16 protein-coding genes are annotated in these 21,497 nt (G+C 65.7%); 9 read left to right on the forward strand and 7 right to left on the reverse strand.

The window, feature by feature from the left end; genetic code table 11:
• Positions 1–40: 40 nt before the first annotated feature.
• A complete protein-coding gene (locus AC1DSJ_RS28610) occupies positions 41–493 on the reverse strand; it encodes a hypothetical protein (RefSeq protein WP_346551827.1) in 453 nt (150 codons plus the stop codon).
• A 79-nt stretch (positions 494–572) separates the two neighbouring features.
• On the opposite strand from AC1DSJ_RS28610, the gene AC1DSJ_RS28615 reads away from it, so the two are divergent.
• Together AC1DSJ_RS28615 and AC1DSJ_RS28620 are read left to right on the forward strand one after the other, a co-directional pair.
• Positions 573–1,502 carry a helix-turn-helix domain-containing protein gene (locus tag AC1DSJ_RS28615; protein ID WP_054426846.1) on the forward strand — a complete coding sequence of 310 codons (930 nt, stop codon included), beginning with the start codon at positions 573–575 and terminating at the stop codon, positions 1,500–1,502.
• Between the two features lie 202 nt (positions 1,503–1,704).
• Complete coding sequence (locus AC1DSJ_RS28620) at positions 1,705–2,811, forward strand: Crp/Fnr family transcriptional regulator (RefSeq protein ID WP_441372440.1); 1,107 nt, start codon at positions 1,705–1,707, stop codon at positions 2,809–2,811.
• 25 nt (positions 2,812–2,836) lie between these two features.
• Here AC1DSJ_RS28620 and AC1DSJ_RS28625 read toward each other — a convergent pair whose 3' ends face one another.
• The 5 genes from AC1DSJ_RS28625 to AC1DSJ_RS28645 are packed head-to-tail and all read right to left on the reverse strand — an operon-like array spanning position 2,837 to position 7,719.
• A complete protein-coding gene (locus AC1DSJ_RS28625) occupies positions 2,837–4,468 on the reverse strand; it encodes an MFS transporter (protein WP_346551825.1) in 1,632 nt (543 codons plus the stop codon).
• Positions 4,446–4,847 (reverse strand): DoxX family protein, encoded by a 402-nt coding sequence (locus AC1DSJ_RS28630; RefSeq protein WP_346551824.1) that lies wholly within the window; start codon positions 4,845–4,847, stop codon positions 4,446–4,448. The genes AC1DSJ_RS28625 and AC1DSJ_RS28630 overlap by 23 nt, the downstream gene beginning before the upstream one ends.
• A 14-nt stretch (positions 4,848–4,861) precedes the next feature.
• Positions 4,862–6,769 carry an amidohydrolase gene (locus tag AC1DSJ_RS28635; RefSeq protein ID WP_175168687.1) on the reverse strand — a complete coding sequence of 636 codons (1,908 nt, stop codon included), beginning with the start codon at positions 6,767–6,769 and terminating at the stop codon, positions 4,862–4,864.
• On the reverse strand, positions 6,762–7,052 hold the full coding sequence (locus AC1DSJ_RS28640) for a XapX domain-containing protein (protein WP_054426842.1): 291 nt from the start codon (positions 7,050–7,052) through the stop codon (positions 6,762–6,764). The genes AC1DSJ_RS28635 and AC1DSJ_RS28640 overlap by 8 nt, the downstream gene beginning before the upstream one ends.
• Positions 7,053–7,065: 13 nt before the next feature.
• Complete coding sequence (locus AC1DSJ_RS28645; RefSeq protein WP_476760439.1) at positions 7,066–7,719, reverse strand: isochorismatase family protein; 654 nt, start codon at positions 7,717–7,719, stop codon at positions 7,066–7,068.
• A 321-nt stretch (positions 7,720–8,040) separates the two neighbouring features.
• Between AC1DSJ_RS28645 and AC1DSJ_RS28650 the strand changes: the two genes are divergently transcribed.
• The 7 genes from AC1DSJ_RS28650 to AC1DSJ_RS28680 all read left to right on the forward strand — a co-directional run bounded on the left by AC1DSJ_RS28650 (position 8,041) and on the right by AC1DSJ_RS28680 (position 21,030).
• Entirely contained in the window at positions 8,041–9,666 is a 1,626-nt protein-coding gene (locus AC1DSJ_RS28650; RefSeq protein ID WP_054426840.1) for a methyl-accepting chemotaxis protein, read from the forward strand.
• Between the two features lie 33 nt (positions 9,667–9,699).
• Positions 9,700–11,667, forward strand: a complete 1,968-nt coding sequence (locus tag AC1DSJ_RS28655; protein ID WP_441372441.1) for an alpha/beta hydrolase domain-containing protein — start codon at positions 9,700–9,702, stop codon at positions 11,665–11,667.
• A gap of 399 nt (positions 11,668–12,066) precedes the next feature.
• Complete coding sequence (locus AC1DSJ_RS28660) at positions 12,067–12,864, forward strand: transglutaminase family protein (protein ID WP_441372442.1); 798 nt, start codon at positions 12,067–12,069, stop codon at positions 12,862–12,864.
• Positions 12,865–12,890: 26 nt separating this feature from the next.
• Entirely contained in the window at positions 12,891–16,262 is a 3,372-nt protein-coding gene (locus AC1DSJ_RS28665; RefSeq protein ID WP_476760440.1) for a transglutaminase family protein, read from the forward strand.
• 49 nt (positions 16,263–16,311) lie between these two features.
• Positions 16,312–18,906, forward strand: a complete 2,595-nt coding sequence (locus AC1DSJ_RS28670; protein WP_441372444.1) for a circularly permuted type 2 ATP-grasp protein — start codon at positions 16,312–16,314, stop codon at positions 18,904–18,906.
• A 19-nt stretch (positions 18,907–18,925) separates the two neighbouring features.
• A complete protein-coding gene (locus tag AC1DSJ_RS28675; protein WP_476760441.1) occupies positions 18,926–19,885 on the forward strand; it encodes a transglutaminase family protein in 960 nt (319 codons plus the stop codon).
• The gene (locus AC1DSJ_RS28680) at positions 19,882–21,030 is read left to right on the forward strand and encodes a zinc-binding metallopeptidase family protein (RefSeq protein ID WP_441372446.1); all 1,149 of its coding nucleotides are present in this window, start codon (positions 19,882–19,884) and stop codon (positions 21,028–21,030) included. The genes AC1DSJ_RS28675 and AC1DSJ_RS28680 overlap by 4 nt, the downstream gene beginning before the upstream one ends.
• Before the next feature lie 229 nt (positions 21,031–21,259).
• On the opposite strand, the gene AC1DSJ_RS28685 is transcribed toward AC1DSJ_RS28680, so the two are convergent.
• A partial coding sequence (locus tag AC1DSJ_RS28685) for a hypothetical protein (protein WP_476760442.1) occupies positions 21,260–21,497 on the reverse strand: 238 nt, incomplete at its 5' end.

The following is a 21,497-nucleotide window of genomic DNA, read 5'->3' on the forward strand; positions in this document are numbered from 1 at the left end:
GCAAACTCGCAAGACGCAGGCGTGAAACCCTGCCGTCTTGTCACGGAGCTGCCATGAAAGCCCTGATTCTTGCCGCATGGATGGCGCTGGCCGCCGCGCCCGCTTTTGCGCGGGACGGCGTGCCTGGCGTGCCGCAAGCGCCGCCATCGGCGCGCACCTTGCCTGATGCGTGTTTGGGAACGTCGTGCCCAAAGACCGTAGACCCGAAAAGAAATACGCCGTGCTTGGGCATGTCGTGTCCGGAGTCGGGGTATTCCGCTCCCGGTACCGCACCCGGCGCGAAGCCCGGCACCAGCACCACGCCTGCGCCGTGGAGCGGCGGCCCGGCCCAGCCGAAGCTGCCGCCAATGCCGTCGCGTTCGGGGCAACCTGTGGGGCCGTTGACGCCAGGGCCGGCAATTCCGCGGTAGCCATTGCGCGCTGACACGCTTGCTGCCTGACGCGGATGCGCCATGTTTTTGCACACCGTTGGTGCATCGTTGAAAAACTTCATGACCGCGCTTGTTGCCTGACAACGTAGCCTGCTATCTTCTGCCCCGTAGCGCGTTCGCCGCACCCTGGGACCCCAATCCATGCCTGCCCGTCAACGCCTTTCCCTCGACCCCACGCCTGCGCCGCCGCCGTCTACCGACGGGCTGGGCTGCGCGGCCAGCAAGCTGCTTTTGAACCAGCACTTCGAGGGCGGCGGCCTGACCTTCTATCGCAAGAGCACCGACAACGCGCAATTCGGCAACGTTGAAACGCCGGCATCGGACCGTGGCTTTCTGGTGGGTGTGGCGATGCAAGGCGGGCACCGCCGCCGCATCCTGCAAGGCAACCACGCATCGACGCACGACTTCGATACCGGTTCGATCTACATCCGCGATTTCCACGACGACTACCGCGCCGACCTGCAAGGCGGGTTTGATTTTGTGCTGATCGAACTATCGCGCGCGTTCATCGAACGCGTGAACGACGAAAAGGGCGGCCCGCGCATCAGCAGCCTGGTGCCGCGCGCGGGAACGGGCGACCCGGTGCTGGCGCATCTGTCGCAGGTGCTGGGCGGCGTGCTGGAGCAACCCGCGCAAAGCAGCCCCTTGTTTGTCGAGCATCTGGGGCTGGCCATCGGCACGCATTTGCTTGAGCACTACGGGGCCGGCGCCACCACCGGCTGGTCGGACTCGGGCAGCCGGGTGCTGTCGCGCAAGCTGGAGGCGCGCGCGAAAGACATGCTGCTGGCAACGTTGCGCGACGACAGCTCTATCGCCGACATCGCCGAAGCCTGCGGCTTGTCGCGCAGTTATTTCATCAAGGCGTTCCGGCAAACGGTAGGCACCACGCCGCATCGCTGGCTGCTGGAGCAACGCGTGCAAAAGGCCAAGGAGCTGTTGCTCTTGCCCGGCCGCTCAATTACCGACACCGCGCTGCTGTGCGGTTTTGCTGACCAGGCGCACATGACGCGCGTGTTCACCAGCCTGGTCGGCGTGTCGCCGGGGGCGTGGCGCCGGGCCAACGTGACCTAGGCGTGATGAAGCGGCCGTAGCGTCGGCCGTCGCGTTGGCCGTCGCGTTGGCCATCGAGGCGGCCCTATCCCGTAGCGGCCATATCCAGCCGCTATCGCGCTTTCATACAAACCAGGACCCAACTGCGCAAGACGCAGCCGGCAGCAGCAAGCTACCGTTTGGGGTATCTTGCCGCTTTCCCCGGCTGTTTCGGATTGAATCCATGAACCGTCTTGCCACTGATTCGGCCTGCCAACCGGCCGATCTGCCGGCCTTGCACGCCCAGGCGTTCCCGATGCTGACGCCCGCCCTGATTGATCGGGCGGCGCCCCATGGCGAGATTATCTCGGTGCCAGCCGGCACCGTGCTGCTGAAAAGCGGCGAATGCGAAGCCGCGTTCTATATCGTGCTGGACGGCTACGCCGAAGTCCTGGAATGCGAACCCGGCGGCGTCATGCACAGCCTGCTGATGCATCGCGACGGCGAGTTCACGGGCAGCCTGGATTTGTTTACTGACCGCCCCAATGCGGTGACCGTACGCGCTGATTCCCCCAGCCGTTTGTTGCGCATCAGCCGGGCGGCGTTGGCCCAACTGTTGCTGACCGAACGCGAGTTGGCCGACGTTGTGCTGCGCGCATTCATGCTGCGGCGCATCGGGTATTTGCGCCAACGGCCGTATGGCGGCGCGATCCTGCGCTCGGCCATGCCGCCCGGTGAAGAAGATTCCGTGTTGGACCTGACGGTGATTGGTGGCGGCCCCGCCGGCCTGGCCGCAGCAAGCTATGCCGCGTCCGAAGGCTTGCAGACCTTGCTGGTGGGCGGTTCGCTATGCGGGCCGGACGCGTTGCGCGAGGATGTGCTGCGCGGGTTTCCCGGCACGATCACGGGTTTGTGTGGGGGCGGGCTGCTGCGCCGCGCGGAAGTGCAAAGCCGGCGTTTCGGTTCGCACGTGTTGCCCGGGCGCACCGCCACCGCGTTCGACGATGCCTGTTATCCGTACCGCGTGTGGCTGGACGACGGCCAGATGATCGAAACCCGCAGCCTCATCGTGGCGACAGGCATGCAGAAAGGGGAAACGCCCCAGACGGCCGGGGACGCCAACACGGCGTGGCTGGATGGCTGCCTGGACACCGACGACCGCGGCTACATCCACACTGGCCGCGCGGCGGCGGGCTCCATGCAGGCGCGCGCCTATGAAAGCTCGCAGCCTGGTGTGTTTGCGGTAGGGGCAGTGAGGGCGGGGTCGGACAAGCACGTGTTGGCCAGCATCGCCGAGGGCGCGGCCGCGGTGCGTGTCGTGCACCGCTTCCTGGACGCCTCGGCTCACTGAACGCGCCGGGCCGGGCAGGGTGCCGTCAGGCGGACGGCCCCGGCTTGGCCTGACGCGTGTCCAGCGCCAGGAAATGGTGCACCACGGGTTTCTCTGGCCCGATATGAAAGCGCTGCGCTTCGCCTTGCAGGTCGGCATCGGCTTGCGACACGCGCTGGTGCTGCCGCATATGCTCCGCCCATGACTCCACCAGGAACCATTCCTGCACCCGTTCGGGGTCGCTGGTGTGTTCGGCAATGCCCCAGGCGTAAGCGCCGTCGCGCCGGCGTTCTTCGGCCACCGCTTTCAGCGCTTGCAGGAACGCCGGCCGATCTTGCACCCGGATGCGGTATTCGATCTGCACCATCACCGGGCCACGATCATGCTCAACCGGCGCATCCAGCAAGGGTTCCGGCCAATGGTTGGACGGGTCCAGATTGGCTTCGCCTTGCGGCAGACGCAAGCGGTGCAGCAGCACCCCGGCCACCAGCAGCCCGGCCGCGCCTGCCAGCAAGGTGGCGGGCACGCCGATTTCCTGCGCCAACAAGCCCCAGCCCAGGCTGCCTGCGGCCATCGCGCCGTTGAACACCATCAGGTAGATCGCCAGCCCACGGCCGCGCACCCAGTTTGGCAAGATGGCTTGCGCGACGCCGTTGAAGGTGGTCAGCGCAACGATCCAGCCCAAGCCCAACAGCAGCAACAGCAACACCGCCGCCCATTGCGGCGGGGCAAAAGACAGCGCCGCCATGACCACGGCCGTAATGGCGGCCGCCGCCAGCACCAGGCCATCCGTGTTCAAGCGTTGGCGCAGCTTGGGCAGCACCACCGCGCCCAGAATCGCGCCCACGCCCACGGCGCCCAGCAGGATGCCGTAGAACCCGGCGGTGCCGCCCAGCATCTTGCGCGCCACCAACGGCAGCAACGCCCAGACTGAGCTGGCGAAGATGAAGAACACCGCCGCGCGCAGCAGCACGATGTGCAGTTCGCGGCTGGCGCGGGCATAGCGCACGCCAGCGCGGAAGGCGCCAAAGAACTGTTCGGACAGGCCGTCATCCACTTTCTTGGGGCGTTTCCACCAGAGCAGCGCGCCAATCACGAACACATAGCTCATCACGTCGGCGCCATACGCGGCTGCCGCGCCAAAGGCGGCCAGCAACAGGCCGCCCACGGCCGGGCCCAACGCTCGGGCAATGTTGATGCCCAACGAGTTCAATCCCACGGCGGTCTTGAGTTCCGCCTTGGGCACAAGCTCGGGCACGATGGCCTGCCACGTCGGCCCCATCAACGCCGTGCCCACGCCGCCCAGGAAGGTCAGCGCGATCAAATATTCCACGGTCAGCGTATTGGTCTTGGCCATCATCAGCAGCGTGAAGCTGACGCAGGCCAGCAACACCTGGATGATGATCAGGAAGCGGCGGCGGTCCAGGATGTCGGACAAGACGCCCGCGGGAATGGCCAGCAGGAAGACGGGCAGCGTGGCCGCCGTCTGCATCATGGCCACCGCCGCGGGGTTGTTGGACAGGTCGGTGACGAGCCAGGCGCTGGCCACGTCGCGCATGAAACTGCCAATGTTGCCCAGGATGGTGGCGCCCCAGAGCACGGCGAACAGCGTGTGCTTGAGCGGGGCCATGCCGCCTACGGCGGCGGGCGGGGGGTTACTTGGGTTGGCTCCGGCCATGCGGACGCTCCGTAAAATCATGCCAGGCGACCAGGACCCACGCCCCAGCCAGCCCGATGTGCTCGTAAAAGGCGTTCATATTCATGAATCGCGTGTCGGCGGGAGATTCCCAGTAGCGGTTCGCCATCAGGGCGGCCGCGGCGGTGAACACCGCCAGCGCCAGCGCGCCCAGCCAGCGCAGCCGGCCAGACAACACCAGAACGCTTGCACCGAGTTCCAGCAGAATAACGGCGGCGGCCGCCAGATGGGTAGGATGCAAACCGAAATGCGCCATCTCGGCTTGCGCGCCGTCGAAATCCATCAGCTTGACGAGCCCGCCCTGCAAGTACGCGCCGCAAAGCGCCAGCAGGGCCAGCCAGCGCACGGCGGGCGATGTCATCACTGCGCGCATCGTCATACCGCCCAGCAGGCGCAGCCCAGCGCGCCCCAGAACCCTTTCAGGTCAGAGACGGGCAGCTTGCTGGCCCAGGCGCCCGCGTGCTGGTGGCCGTGGACGTTGCAGTCGTTGGCGCAGGCGCAAGCGGCGGCCGCTTCGCGCAAGGTGGCTTGCAGCGGCTTGCCTTCGCTGTCGCCCCAGGCGCCGTAGCCGCCGAACAGACGCGTCGGCGACCAGTCCGGCATGGCGGGGGGCGGGGCGGCTTCGTCATGCCCGGCGAATTCGCCAGCGCCCCACACCACCTTGCCGCCCACCATCGTCAACAGGCTGGAGGTATCGGCGATGTCGGATTCCGGGCAGGCGAAGAAGTCGCGGTCGGGCACCACCAGGTCCGCCAATTGGCCTTCGGCGATGCGGCCCTTCTTGCCTTGCTCGTTTGAGAACCAGGTGACGTTTTCGGTCCACATGCGCAGCGCCGCGTCGCGGTCCAGGCAGTTGCGTTGCGGCGTCAGGCGCAGGCCGCCGACGGTCTTGCCGGTGATCAGCCACGACAAGGACACCCACGGGTTGTACGACGCCACGCGCGTGGCATCGGTGCCGGCGGATACGTTCACGCCTTTTTCCAGCATGCGTTTGACAGGCGGCGTGGCTTCGGCCGCGCCCGCGCCATAGCGTTCAACGAAGTACTCGCCTTGATACGCCATGCGATGCTGCACGGCCACGCCGCCGCCCAACGCGGCGATGCGGTCAATCGAGCGTTCGGAAATCGTTTCGGCGTGGTCGAAGAACCAGTTCAGCCCTTCCAGCGGAACGTCTTTATTGACGCGTTCGAAGACGTCGAGCGCGCGCGAGATGGTCTCGTCATAGGTGGCGTGCAGGCGCCAGGGCCAGCGGTTTTGCGCCAGGATGCGCACGACTTCTTCCAGCTCGCCTTCCATTTCGGGGCCCATTTCGGGGCGCGGCTGGCGGAAGTCTTCAAAGTCGGCCGCCGAGAACACCAGCATTTCGCCCGCGCCGTTGTGGCGGAAGTAGTCGGTGCCTTGCTTGTACTGTGACGTGGCCGTCCAGTTCAGGAAGTCTTCCTTTTCCTGCTTGGGCTTTTGCGTGAACAGGTTGTAGGCCAGGCGGATCGTCAACTGGCCGGCGTCGGCCAGCTGCTGGATCACCTGATAGTCCTCAGGGTAATTCTGAAAACCGCCGCCCGCGTCGATGGCGCCGGTGACGCCCAGACGGTTCAGGTCGCGCATGAAATGGCGCGTGGAATTCACCTGGTAGTCAAACGGCAGCTTGGGGCCTTTGGCCAGCGTGGCGTACAGAATGGACGCGTTCGGTTTGGCCAGCAGCAGCCCGGTGGGGTTGCCGGCGTTGTCGCGCACGATTTCGCCACCCGGCGGGGCGGGCGTGGTCTTGTCGTAGCCCACGGCGCGCAGCGCGGCGGCGTTCAGCAGTGCGCGGTCATACAGGTGCAGGATGAACACGGGCGTATCCGGCGCCACGGCGTTCAGCTCTTCGATGGTGGGCAGGCGCTTTTCAGCGAACTGGTGTTCGGTGAAGCCGCCCACCACGCGCACCCACTGCGGGGCGGGGGTAATGGCGACCTGGCGGCGCAGCATGGCCATGGCGTCGGCCAGGCTCGTCACGCCGTCCCAGCGCAGTTCCATGTTGTAGTTCAGGCCGCCGCGGATGATGTGCAGGTGGTTGTCGATCAGGCCCGGCAGCACGCCGCGCCCGTTCAGACTGATCACCTTCGTGGCGGGGCCGGCCAGCGGCAGCACGTCGGCGGAGGCGCCCACGCGTGTGAAGCGGCCATCTTTGATGGCGACGGCGTCCGCGGTGGGGCGGGCGGGGTCCAGGGTCGTGAAGCGGCCTTGATGCAGGATCAGGTCGGGGGCGCCGTGGCGCGCGGGGTCCAGAGTGTCAGCCATTGCGCTTGTCTTCACAGATGTTGGAGGGGGGCGGGGCGGGTGTTTTGGGGCAGCTGGGCAGTTCGCCGAACATGTGCGGCTTGACCTGCTGGTGTATCCACGACGTGCGCGTGGGCTCGTCGGACAGCAGGCGTTTGACCAGCGGGGGAATCTGTTCCCCCGCCAGGATGCCAAGCAGGCCTACCAAGGCAATCACCGGAGGCGCGGGTGAGCGCACGTTGAACAGCGCGTAAATGACCCCGACCAGCAGGCCGAGCCCCAGTGAAACCAGGTAGACCTTCATCAGCGTGCTCCGATCAGCCTTCGTGGGCGTTGAACATGGACTTGGCGTAGAGGATGCCCAGGCCATAAGCGCCGCCGAACTTCTTGGCGATGCCGGTRGTCATGTCGTASGTMTCGGTRCGSGCCCAGTCRCGCTGCATTTCCAGCAGGTATTGCAATGCCGTGATCGGCTGGCCGCCTGCTTGCACGATACGCTCGATGGCGCGGTTGTGCGCTTCGGYCGACACGTCGCCGCAGGCGTCGGTAATGACATAGACCTCGAAACCCTGGTCCAGCGCCGACAAGGCCGGGCCCACGATGCAGACGCTGGTCCACAGGCCGGCCAGCACAATGCGCTTCTTGCCGATTTCATTGACCTGCTTGATGACGGCGGCGTCTTCCCAGGTGTTCATGGACGTGCGGTCCAGCAACGCCTGGCCGGGAAAGGGCGCGACGACTTCGTCGAACATCGGGCCCGAGAAGCTCTTTTCAGCAACGGTCGTCAGGATGGTGGACGCGCCAAAACCGGCAGCGGCCGAGGCGACCAGCGCGGCGTTGTTGCGCAGCGTGACGGCGTCGATGGAGTGGGTGGCGAACGCCATCTGCGACTGGAAGTCGATCATGATGAGCGTGTGGTCTTTGGGCGAAAGCAGCTTGGCGCCGGGCGTGGCGGTGGCGGTGATAGGCATCAGTAACTCCTGTGGTGCCGGGGTGAGGAAACACCGGCAATGTGCCCGCGCGGCCCGGCGGCGTATTGAACATTTGTCCGCCTCTTTGAAGATTGTGATTGCGCACGCCTGCGAAACATTTATTTCGCGTCTTTCATTTTTCTTTCACGCTTCGCGCGCCCGCGCTACGGCAGCGTTCGACCATTCTGAAGTGCGAATTACTTGTAATTACACGTGAACATGGCCCCGTTTCCGGGCAATAGGAAAGGGCGTGAGCGAACCATACTTGTCCGCTGGCGGGCCTGTGTCGGGAACGGGCCTGCATTCTTGCAAGGGTGCACCATGAATGCGTTGAGTTTGAAGGCCAAGCTGCGGTTGGCCATGTTGTTGATGTGGATCGGTTTGTTGGCGCTGGGCGGATGGTCGGCCTTGAACGCGCGGGACATCATGATGAAAGAGCGCCGCGACGGGCTCGAGCGCATTGTGGAAGTGGCGCAGAGCGTGGTGGCGTCTTATGCCAAGACGGTGTCCGAAGGCAAGCTGAGCGCGGCAGACGGCAAGCGCCAGGCGCTGGACCAATTGCGGCAACTGCGCTTTGACAACAACAACTTCGTGTTCGTGGTGGACACGCAGCCGGTGCTGCTGATGCATCCGTTTGGCGCATCGATCGTCGGCCAGAACGTGGGCGACCGCAAGGACACTCAAGGCCATGCGTATTACAAGACGATGGCGGACCTGGCGCGCGCCAAGGGCAAGGGCTTCGTGGAATATGAGGCCTCCAAGGCGGGCAACGCAGATGACCGCGCGCCCAAAATCAGCTTCATTTCGTACTACCAGCCGTGGGATTGGGTGGTGGTGTCCGGCGTGCTGGTGGACGATATCCAGACCGCGTTCTACAACAACCTGCTCAAGGCGCTGGCCATTTTGGGCCTGATCGGCGCGGTGGTGACGGGCGTGATGTTCATGATCACGCGCAGCGTATCGCGCAGCCTGGGCGGTGACCCGACCTACGCGGCGGGCATCGCCGGCCGTATCGCGTCGGGCGACTTGAGCCACGCGGTGGACGTGGACCACAACGATACGCGCAGCATGATCAGCGCCATGGCCAAGATGCAGGAGAACCTGGCGCAAGTCATCGGCGGCATCCGTGCGGGCGCGGAAAGCCTGAACGGCGCGGCACGCGAAATGTCCGCGGGCAATCTGGATTTGTCTTCGCGCACTGAAGAGCAGGCGGCGTCACTGGAAGAAACCGCAGCCAGCATGGAAGAGCTGACCGCCACCGTGCGCCAGAACGCCGGCAGCGCCGAGCAGGCCGTGCAATTGGCGCAGGCGGCGTCTGGCATCGCCGCGCGCGGCGGGGAAGTGGTGGGCAAGGTCGTGACCACGATGGACGGCATTACCGATAGCTCGCGCCGCATCGCAGAAATCATCGGGCTGATCGACAGCATTGCGTTCCAGACCAACATCCTGGCGCTGAACGCGGCCGTGGAAGCGGCGCGTGCCGGCGAGCACGGCAAGGGCTTTGCCGTGGTGGCGACCGAAGTGCGCAACCTGGCGCAGCGCAGCGCGCAGGCCGCCAAAGAGATCAAGGACCTGATCGACGATTCCGTCGACAAGGTCAGCACGGGCGCCAACCTGGTGAACCAGGCCGGCCAGACCATGGCCGAAATCGTGCAGGCGGTGCAGCGCGTGACGCACATTGTGGGCGAGATTACCGTGGCCTCGCGCGAGCAGACCTCGGGCATCGAACAGGTCAGCGTGGCGGTGGCGCAGATGGACCAGATGACGCAACAGAACGCGGCGCTGGTCGAGCAGGTGGCGGCGGTGGCGGCGTCCATGGAAAGCCAGGTGGGCGGTTTGTATGCATCGGTCTCGGCGTTCAAGCTGGGCGGGGATTCCGCTGGGCGCGCCGACCGCGAGCCGTCGTTCGCGCAACCGGCCGCGCGCCGTCTCGCGCTGAGCGCCTAAGTGTTTGTCTTTGAATTGAAAACAGGAAGTTGCATGGCAAATCGTCAAAGCCGTCGCGTGCCGCGTCAAACCCTAGCCCTTGCTCGTGTGTTGAGCCCGGTCTTGTTGCTGGGCGCCACGTGCGCCCAGGCCGAAGTCACCGAGTTTGACGTGCAGGCGCGCCAAGCCCCCGCACTGGAAGGCCGCGTGTTCGGTGAGCGCGGTGTGGCTGAAAAGCTGACGGGCGTGGCCACCATCAGCCTGGACCCGGCCGACCCGCGCAACGCGGGCATCACCGACCTGGCGCTGGCGCCGCGCGATGCGCAAGGCCGCGTCACGGCGCGCGCCGATGTCGTGATCTTGCGGCCCGCCAAACCGAACGGCACGCTGATTGTCGAAGCGCCCAATCGTGGCCGCAAACTGATCGGCACCGTCGTTGATGGCGGCGGCATTCCCAACAGCAGCCGCCTGGAAAAGGCCGAAGACGCGGGTAATGGCTTCCTGCTGTCGCAAGGCTACACGCTGGCGTGGGTGGGCTGGCAGGGCGACGTGCCAGTGGGCGAGGGCATGCGCCTGGACGTGCCGGTGGTGCCGAACGTGACCGGGCCGGTGCGCGACGAATGGATTTTCAAAAAGGCGGGCGCGGCCGAACGCGTCACGCTGAGCTACCCTGCGGCCAAGCAAACGGGCGCGCGCCTGTCAGTGCGTGCGCAGCGTTTGGATGCGCGCCAGTATCCCGCAGGCTTGTCGTATCGCTTCATTGACGACAACACCATCGAGATCTCGCGTCCGGCCGACATGCCGGCCGACGCCATCTACGAATTCACCTACACCGCGCGCGACCCCGGCGTGATGGGCATGGGCTTTGCCGCCATGCGCGACGTGACCGCCTTCCTGGCGCGCGCCGACGTGGCCAGCAACCCGCTGGCCGCGCAGCATGGCGGCCAGGTCAAGCAGGTGCTGGGCATGGGCATTTCGCAGTCGGGCCGTTTCCTGCGCGACTATCTGTACCAGGGCTTCAACCAGGATCTGCAAGGCAAGCGCGTGTTTGACGGCATGCTGGCGCAGATTCCGGGCGCGCGGCGCACGTTCGCCAACACGCGCTTTGCGCAGCTGTCACGCAACCCCGGCCCGCATGCGGATGATCTGTACCCCGTGGACCAATTCCCGTTTGCGTACGCCACCAGCACCGACCCGCTGACGGGCAAGCGCGACGGCCTCTTGCAGCAATGCCGCGCCACGAACACGTGCCCGCGCATCATGCAGCTGGATTCCGAGTACGAATTCTGGGCCTCGCACGCGAGCCAGCTGGTGACGGACGCGCGGGGTCGCGATCTGCCCTTGCCGCCTGAAGTGCGGGCGTACATGGTGGTGGGCTCGCAGCATTTTCCCAGCCCCGTGTCCAAAGCCATGGCCACGTGCGCGCTGCCCACCAGCCCGATTGACCCGCAGCCCGTCACGCGCGCGTTGCTCAATGCGCTGGACGCGTGGGTGGGCCAAGGCACGCCGCCGCCCGCCAGCCGTTACCCGACGCGCGCCCGCCACACGCTGGTGGACGCCAAGGGCCTGTACCCGGCCATTCCGGGCCTGCCGTACCACGCCGCCTATGTGGAATCCCGCCTGATCGTGGACGGCTCGCGCCTGCCGCTGGTGGAAGGCGAATACCCGCTGTACCTGCCGAAGGTGGACGCCGACGGCAATGCCGTGGACGGCGTGCGCCTGCCGCAGATTGCCGCCCCGCGTGGCACGTACGTGGGCTGGAACCCCAAGAGCAACAACGCCGAGGGCCTGTGCACGCAGATGGGCAGCGCCGTGCCGTTCGCGCTGACCCGTGCCGATCGCGTGGCCCGCAACGACCCGCGCCTGTCCATCGAGGAACGCTATCCGACGGATGCGGCCTATGTGGACGCCGTGCGCCGGGCCAGCGACGACCTGGTGCAAGCCCGCTTGTTGTTGCCGCACGATGCGGCCGCCGCGGTCGAGGAAGCCCGCGCCGGCAAGCTGGCCAAGCTGGCCCCGTGATGGGAAATGGCCAGTCGCTTGCGGAACAATTTTGCAATCGGCTGTAAAAACTCCACTTGGGGCTGACGGCCCCGGACTTCCAAAGCGCCCGCAAGGGCGCTTTTTCTTTGTGCGGGCGGCGCGCGTTCCGATTCACGCCGGGGTTGCGTCCGAAAGCGGGCAACCCCCGCACCGCCTTGGTGCGCACCGCGCCGCAGCAGGGTGCGCCGAGGGGCGGGAAGGGGTTGGCGCCCCTCGGGTTTCCCCTTGAATTGTCGACAACGCGGGGGCCGGAAAACTTGGCATGCAAGTTGCTTATTTTTTTAACGAGCTATTGCTACTATCGATCGTCGTGCCTGCCGGGTCAGGGGGCGGACGGGCCCGACGTTGTCAGCGTGACCTTGCAGTGTGGAGACTTTCATGAAGCATCTCATCAAGCACGTGACTCGCTACCGCTATGCCGCCCCGGTGAACTACAGCATCCAGACGCTGCGCCTGACGCCGCGCCGCGACGACCATCAACACGCGCTGCGCTGGCAGATCCAGACGCCGGGCGAAATCCAGGCGCAGGTCGACGCCTATGGCAACGTGACGCACACGCTGACGTTGCACCGCACCCATAGCGAAATTGAAATCCATGCCGTTGGGCAAGTCGACATCCACCCGCTGGCCCAAGGCCATGTGGGCGACGAAGACGAACGCCTGCCGGTCTACATCTATGGCGTGCCCACCGGGCTGACCCAATGTGACGACAGCATCCGCGAATTTTGCCGCCACGTGGTGCCGCGCGGGGTGCATACGCCCGAAGACGTGCTGCGCTTGAGCGCCGCCATTCGCGAACGCGTGGCCTACACGCCGGGCGTGAACGATGTGCCGCTGTCGGCGGCGCAGGTGCTGGGGGCGGGCCGCGGCGGCAGCCAGGACCATGCCCATCTTTTACTGGCCTGCGTGCGCGCCTTCGGCACACCGGCCCGTTTTGTCAGCGGCTATTGGCACATGGCGGGCGATGACGCCGCCAGCCATGGCTGGGCCGACGTCTGGCTGGCCCGTCACGGCTGGGTCAGCGTGGATGTCAGCCATTCCTGCTTCGCGTCGGACGGCCATTGCCGCCTGGCCGTGGCGCGCGACTATGAATCGGCTTCGCCCGTGCGCTGGTTGCATGGGGCGGCGGCCGCGCTGTCCATGAATGTGTCGGTGCAGGTACAAACCAGCCACTGACTCGCCCAGTTGACCCGGAGAAGGCAGTGACCATCCACGTAGCACTCAAGCACGTCACGCAATACAAATACGACCGTTTGGTCAGCCTGTCGGCGCAGGTGCTTCGGCTGAGACCCGCCCCGCATAGCCGTACTCCGATCCTGTCGTACTCGCTGACGGTGGAGCCGGCCGACCATTTCATCAACTGGCAGCAGGACCCGTTCGCCAACTATCTGGCGCGGCTGAATTTCCCGACCAAGACACGTGAATTCAAGATCACGGTAGACCTCGTCGCCGAAATGGCCGTGTACAACCCGTTCGACTTCTTCCTGGAGCCGGACGCCGAGGAATTTCCGTTTACCTACGATGAAGGCCTGGCGCGCGAGCTGGCGCCGTACCGCGTTTGCGACAAGGCCACGCCGCGCTTTACGGAATTCCTGTCGCGCGTGGATGTGAGGCCGCAGCGCACGGTGGATTTTCTGGTGGGCTTGAACCAGCAGATCCATAAAGAAATCAATTACTTGATCCGCATGGAGCCGGGCGTGCAGACGCCCGAGGAAACGCTCACGCGCAACGCCGGATCGTGCCGTGATTCGGGATGGCTGCTGGTGCAGGCGCTGCGGCATCTGGGCTTGGCGGCGCGCTTTGTGTCCGGCTACCTGATTCAGTTGAAGCCGGATGTGCGGGCGCTGGACGGCCCCAGCGGCGCGCAGACTGACTTCACCGACCTGCATGCGTGGTGCGAGGTCTATCTGCCGGGCGCTGGATGGATCGGGCTGGACCCGACGTCCGGCCTGTTGGCGGGCGAAGGCCATATTCCGCTGGCGGCCACCCCCGAACCCGGCAGCGCCGCACCCGTGACGGGCGCGGTGGACGAAGCCGAGGTCGAATTCACGCACACCATGTCAGTCACGCGCGTGTTCGAATCGCCGCGCGTCACCAAGCCCTACACCGACGAGCAATGGCATGCCATCCGCGACCTGGGCGACAAGATCGACGACCATCTGGACCACATGGATGTGCGCCTGACGATGGGCGGTGAACCGACCTTCGTGTCGGTGTCCGACCGCGAAGGCGCCGAGTGGAACACCGCGGCGCTGGGGCCCACCAAACGTGGCTATGCCGTGGAACTGTTGAACCGGCTGCGCACGCGCTACGGCGGCAACGGCTTTCTGCATTTCGGGCAGGGCAAGTGGTATCCGGGCGAACAATTGCCGCGCTGGGCGCTGTCGATCTACTGGCGGGCAGACGGCCAGGCTTGCTGGGCTGACCCGGCGCTGTTCGCCGACGAGCGCCAACGCAGCGCCTATACCGTCGCCGATGCGCGGCGTTTCATGACGAAGCTGTGCGAGCGGCTGGGCGTGGAAGATCGCTACGTTGTGCCGGGCTATGAAGACGTCTTCTACTACTTGTGGCGCGAGCGCCGGCTGCCCGTCAATGTGGACCCCTTCGACGCGCGTCTGGACGACGAGATGGARCGCRYSCGSCTGCGCCGCGTGTTCGAGCAGAAGCTGGACAGCGTGGTGGGGTACGCCTTGCCGATCCAGGCGGGCGAGGGCGGGCCGTGGGTGTCCGGCCCGTGGTTCCTGCGCGACGAACGCATGTATCTGTTCCCCGGCGATTCGCCCATGGGATACCGGCTGCCGCTAGATTCGTTGCCCTGGGTGGATGAGGCCGATGCCCCCGTGGCCGTGGACCGCGACCCCTATGACGCGCGCCGATCCTTGCCCGGGCCGGCGCAGCTGCTGACGCAGCATGCGCGGGCGTCGGGGCGTCGGGAGGTGAATGGCAAAGGGGCGGGGGGAGTGGGGGCCGGGGGAGTACCTGGGGCTGCTGGCGCAACGGCGGCAGCAGGCCAGTCAGACGCTGCCGCACCCGCGCGATTCGAATCCGCCGCCGGCCTGACGCGCACGGCCATGTGCGTGGAAGCGCGCAAGGGCGTGCTGTACGTCTTCATGCCGCCGCTGCCGCGCCTGGAAGATTATCTGGCGCTGGTGGCGCAGGTTGAGGCCACGGCGCGCGACTTGAACACCCGCATCGTCATGGAAGGCTATCCGCCGCCGCGCGACCCGCGCCTGAAGGTGTTGCAGGTGACGCCCGACCCGGGCGTCATCGAGGTCAACATCCACCCGGCCAGCAACTGGGCCGAACTCGTCGACCATACCGAATTCCTTTACGAAGCCGCTTTTGAAACCCGGCTGTCCACCGAGAAATTCATGGCCGATGGCCGCCACACCGGCACGGGCGGCGGCAACCACTTTGTGCTGGGCGGGGCCACGACGGCCGACAGCCCGTTCCTGCGCCGCCCCGACGTGCTGGCGAGCCTGCTGGCGTACTGGGTCAACCATCCGTCTTTGTCGTATCTGTTCTCGGGGCTGTTCATCGGGCCGACCAGCCAGGCGCCGCGTATCGACGAAGCGCGCAACGATCAGGTGTACGAGCTGGAGCTGGCGTTTCAGGAAATACACCGCCGTTGCGCCGAACAAGGCGCTGACGTGCCGCCCTGGATGATCGACCGGGCGCTGCGCAATATTCTGGTCGACGTTACCGGCAACACGCATCGTTCGGAATTCTGCATCGACAAACTCTATTCGCCCGACAGCGCCACGGGGCGGCTGGGCCTCTTGGAACTGCGCGCGTTTGAAATGCCGCCGCATGCGCGCATGAGTCTGGCGCAGCAGCTGCTGCTGCGTGGGCTGATTGCGCATTTCTGGAAGACGCCTTACACCGCAAGGCTGACGCGCTGGGGGACGGAACTGCACGACCGCTTCCTGTTGCCGACCTTTGTAAAGATGGATTTCGAGGACGTGCTGGCGGACTTGAACGAGGCCGGCTACGGCTTTGACGCCGCCTGGTTCGCGCCGCATTTCGAGTTCCGCTTCCCCTTGTTTGGCGATGTGGCCGCGCGCGGCATTCATCTGGAGCTACGCGGCGCGCTGGAGCCGTGGCATGTGATGGGCGAAGAGGGCTCGTCCGCGGGCACGGTGCGGTATGTGGATTCGTCGCTTGAGCGGGTGGAAATACGGGTATCCGGCTTGAACGACAACCGCTATGTTGTGACGGTCAACGGCCGGGCGCTGCCTTTGCAGCCTACCGGGCGCGTCGGTGAGTACGTGGCGGGCGTGCGTTACAAGGCCTGGTCGCCGCCGTCGGCGCTGCATCCCACTATCGGCGTGCATGTGCCGCTGACGGTAGACATTGTGGATACCTGGAACCTCCGTTCTTTAGGAGGCTGCAAATATCACGTCGCGCACCCGGGCGGGCTGAACCCGGAGTCGTTCCCGGTCAATTCCTACGAGGCCGAGAGCCGTCGCCTGGCCCGCTTTGAAAAGATCGGGCATACGCCGGGGCGCATGGATGTTGCGCCCGCCGAGGTCAGCCGGGAATTTCCGTTCTCGCTGGATTTAAGGCACGATTGAGCCCTACCAGATGTTGAACCCCGGCGGTCCCGCCGCCGATAAAGCTGCTATGCCGCAATTTCTTTTTCAGACGGACCCGTCGCAGGATGTCGCATCCCTGGCGGTTCATGCGGCGTTGCCCGCACGCGCCGGGCACTATGACGAGCTGCGCGACACGGCCGACGCGTCCGGGGCCACGCGACTGCGCGAACCCTGGCCCCGTTTTTTTGAATTGCTGGGCACCAGCGGCTTCGCCGACCTGGACCGGCGCGTCGATGTCGTGGCGCGGCAGATCCGCGAAAACGGCATCACCTACAACATCTACGCCGACGCCAGTGGCTCGGCGCGGCCCTGGTCGCTGGACCTGCTGCCTTTTGTCATCAACGACACGGACTGGGCCGCCATTGAAGCGGGGCTGTGCCAGCGCGCCAGCCTTTTGAATCGCCTGCTGGGCGACGTCTACGGCCCGCAAACGCTGCTGGCCGACAAGCTGATTCCGCCCGCGCTGGTGCTGGGCCACCCCGGCTACCTGCGGCCGCTGCGGGGTTACGCGCCACCGGGCGACACCTTTCTGCACATTGCGGCCTTTGACCTGGCGCGCGCCAGCGATGGCGGCTGGTGGGTGGTGTCGCAGCGCACGCAAGCGCCGTCCGGCCTGGGCTACTTGCTGGAAAACCGGCTGACGATTTCGGGCATGTTCCCCGAGGCGTTCAAGGAATTGCGGGTGCAGCATCTGGCCACCAGCTATCGCCGGCTGATGGACATGCTGTACAAGCTCAGCCCCGGCGGACGCTCGGCGCAGACGCCGCCGCGCATCGTGCTGCTGACGCCCGGGCCATACAACGAAACCTATTTCGAACAGACCTATCTGGCCCGCTATCTGGGCGTGACGCTGGTCGAAGGCGGCGACCTGGTCGTGCGCGACAAGGTGCTTTACCTGAAAACGCTGCACGGGCTGGAACGCGTGCATGCGGTGCTACGCCGGCTGGACGACGATTTCTGTGATCCGCTGGAACTGCGCTCGGACTCCACGCTGGGCGTGCCGGGCTTGCTGCAAGTGATGCGGGCGGGCAACGTGCTGGTGGCGAATTCGCTGGGCACGAGCTTTCTGGAGTCGCCCGCCATCAACGGTTTCCTGCCCGCCATCAGCCGCCGCTTGCTGGAGGAAGACCTGTTGCTGCCGTCGCTGCCATCGTGGTGGTGCGGCGAGGCCGCGGCGCGCGATCAGGCGCTGGCGAATCTGGCGGGCGCGGTGGTCAAGTCCACGTACCCCAGCAATACGCGTGGCGGATTCGAGCCGGTGATCGGGGGGGCGGTGCCGCCGTCCGAGCGCGACGCGCTGCTGGCGCGCATTGCCGACAACCCCGACGCCTACACCATCCAGGAATACCTGCCGCTGTCGCAGGCGCCCAGTTGGGCGGCCGGCCACATCGTGCCGCGCGCCGCCATGCTGCGCGTATTCGTCATCGCAGACGGCGAGGGCGGGTGGACCGTCTTGCCCGGCGGGCTGACCCGCATCGCCAGCCGTGAACAGCAGATTGTGTCCATGCAGCGCGGCGGCAGCAGCATGGATACCTGGGTCACCACGCGCGGGGCAGTCGATACGTTTTCGATGCTGCCCGCGCAGTTGCGCCCGGAAGACATCGTGCCGGCCCACCGCCCGGTGTCCAGCCGCGCCGCTGAAAATCTGTTCTGGATGGGACGCTACACCGAACGCGCCGAGAACGATGTGCGCCTGGCGACGGTGGCGTTGACGTGGTTGAACAGCGACGAAGACAACGCGGGCGAACTGTTCGCTGCGGTTGCCGCGCTGTGCCAGCGCAGCGGCCTCGTGCCGCCCGCGCAGACCTTGTCGGTACGCATGTTCGAATCCACGCTGGTCGCTGAGCTGGCGGGCGCCGAAGCGCAGGGCGGGGTCGCCCGCAACCTGGGCGCGCTGGCGTTTGCCGCCGGCCAGATACGTGACCGCTTGTCGCCCGACCATTGGCGGCTGGTGGTAACCGCGCATGAATGGTTTTTGCGCATGGCCACCAACCAGGCCAAGGGCCGCGACGACGATACGGTGTCAGACGCGCCGGCCTCCGCACCGGACGTGCTGCGCGCCCTGAAGAATCTGGGCATGCAGTTGTCGGCCATCACCGGTTCGCAAACCGACCGCATGACGCGCGACGACGGCTGGCGGCTGTTGACCATCGGCCGCCAGATTGAACGCCTGTCCGCCATGGCCAGCCTCCTGGGCGAACTGTTTCGCCGTAACGCGGTGCTGGGCGACAGCGGTTTCAACATTCTGCTGGATCTGTTCGACAGCAAGATCACCTATCGCGCCTACTATCCCGGCCGCCAGGAAGTGCCGGCGCTGCTGAACCTGCTGGTGCAGGAACCCGCCAACCCGCGCTCGCTGGCGTGTGTGTTGAACGTGTTGAAGAAGGAAGTGGCGCGCTTGCCCGACACGGTGGCGGGGCCTGCGTCCGACTTGTTGGCCTTGTTGCCGGCGCACGGCGCTGGCGTGACGCTGGCCACGCTGTGCGAGCAGACGCAGGGCTTGTACGCGGGCGTGCTGGCGCTGTCGGAACAACTGGATGGCGCGGCCAGCAACCTGTCCAATGAAATCAGCCGCCGCTATTTCAGCCACGCGGCCGGTTACGACCAGACGCTGTCGGCCTAGACGGGGGGCCATCGTCGTCATGAACCTGAGCTCTGTTTCCGCTGCCCCCCTGGAACCCGCATCCGGGCTGACGCTGGGCGTGGACCACGTCACCGCCTACCGCTACGACGCGCCCGTGGAGCTGGCGCACCATCTGGGCTATCTGCGTCCGTTGAACGACGCCTGCCAGCGGGTGGAGGCCTACGCGCTGACCGTCACGCCCGCGCCCGCAGCCATCGCTGAATCCATCGACGGCTTCGGCAACACGCGCTGCACCTTCGCCCTCTATGCCCCGCACGAGGCCTTGACCGTGCGCGCCACCAGCCGCGTCACCGTCCACCCGCGCTTTATCGCCTTGGACTCGGCAACCGGCCTGACGTGGGAAGCGGCAGTGCAACGTTTGCGTTACGACCCGGCCCTGCCATTCGCACCGGAAGTGGAGTTCACGTTCCCGTCGACCTATGTGCCGCTGCACGCCGAGCTTCGGGCATACGCCTTGCTGTCATTCACACCGGGGCGGCCGGTGGCGGCGGCCGCGATCGACCTGATGCACCGCATTCACACCGACTTCACCTATCAGCCCGCGCACACGCAAGTGTCCACGCCCATCCTGCAAGCCTTCCAGGAAAAGGTCGGCGTGTGCCAGGATTTCGCGCATGTGATGATCGGCTGCCTGCGCGCCATTGGCTTGCCGGCGCGCTACGTCAGCGGGTATCTGATGTCGCAGCCGCCGCCCGGCAAGCCGCGCTTGATTGGGGCGGACGCGTCGCACGCGTGGGTGTCGGTGCACTGCGCAGGCGTCGAGGTCAATGGCGGCTGGGTCGATCTGGACCCCACCAACAACGTGGTGCCAGGCACGGCGCATGTCATCCTGGCCTATGGCCGCGACTACGGCGACGTCACCCCCTTGCGCGGCGTGATCCGCGGCGGCGGCCATGAACTGGATGTGCGCGTGRCCGTCGCGCCCATCGACGAATTTCCGACAGGGAACGATGCATGAGCTATTTCTTCGACGCGATCAACCGCCAACTGCGCGCCCCGAAACGCCAGCGCGTGCGGCATGCGCGCGCGAAGGCCTTTCAATGCGTCTGCGGGCAACCTATTTTTTTCAGCAATACCGAATGCCTGAATTGCCATCGGCAACTGGGTTTTGACCCCAAGCGCGGCCACGTGCTGGCGCTGGACGAAGGCACCACGGCGGGCACCTGGCGCGAATCGGGCAGGGCGCGCGGCAAAACTTACAAACGCTGCGGCAACTTCAGCTCACCCGCCTTGTGCAACTGGCTGCTGCCCGCAAACTCGCCCGATGCGCTATGCATGGCGTGCAACCTGAACCGCACCATCCCAGACCTGTCCGTGCCAGAGAATGGCCCGCTGTGGTTCAAAGTGGAAGTGGCCAAGCGCCAGATGGTTGCGCAGCTGATGACGCTGGGCCTGCCGATCCGCCGTTCCGTCGAACCGGACGACGGCGGCCTGGCCTTCGATCTGCTGGCGCCCACCGCCGACGGCGCACCGCTATTGACCGGCCACGCGCAGGGTCTCATCACCATCAACATTCTTGAAGCCGACGACGCCTACCGGGTCAAAGTGCGCGAAGACATGCGCGAACCCTACCGCACGCTGGTCGGCCATTTCCGCCACGAAATCGGCCACTACTACTGGGACCAGCTCATCGCGGGCGGCCCCTGGCTGGAACCCTTCCGCCAAGTCTTCGGCGACGAACAAGCCGACTACGCCCAAGCCCTGCAACGCAACTACGAACAAGGCCCGCCCGCCGACTGGGCGCTGCACTTCATCAGCACCTACGCGTCGTGCCACCCCTGGGAAGACTGGGCCGAAACCTGGGCGCACTACCTGCACATGATGGACACCCTGGACACCGCCATCAGCTTCGGCGTCACCCGCACAGCAGTAGAACAAGCCTACGAACCCTTCACCACCGCCGCGCTCTACGACCCGCAAGACCCCGAAGGGCAGGACTTCCTGGACCTGGTCAACGCATGGGTGGCGTTGACGGGGGTGTTGAATGAGCTGTCACGCAGCATGGGCCAGCGGGACTTTTACCCGTTTGTGCTGCCGGCGGAAGTGGTGGGGAAATTGCAGTTCGTGCATCGGGTGGTGAAGGGGGCGTCGGTGGGCGTCTGAGGCTGGATTAAACCGGCAAACGAACCGGCAAACGAACCGGCAAGTAAATCGGAAAGACGTGTACGACTCGCCCCATCAATTTCTTCCCCTTCAGCGTTCCGCTATCAACTTACCGAGGGCGCCCCGTTAGGCAAAGACCTATTGAACGAGCGGCGGAACGAGCTGACCGCCATGCGTCGTCCACGCTGCGGCGGAGTTCGCAGTCGTTCATCGAACAGTGACCCTGTGCTCACGAATCAATGCGCTCCCCGTTCACGYGGATCACCGGTCTGCGCTTCTCGTCAAAGCCGCACAACTTATCGATTTCCTTGGGGAACTGCGTGTACGGCACGTTGTACTGGATGAAGGCCTCGACGCTGTTCGGAAATGCGTTGATGAGCAGCCAGCCCAGCCAGAGCGGAATGATGAGGGGGGCTATGAACATTCCATAGGGCTTCGCCAGTTGGCGGCGCAGGCCTGCATACCAG

This window comes from Achromobacter sp. 01N37 (assembly GCF_056399725.1).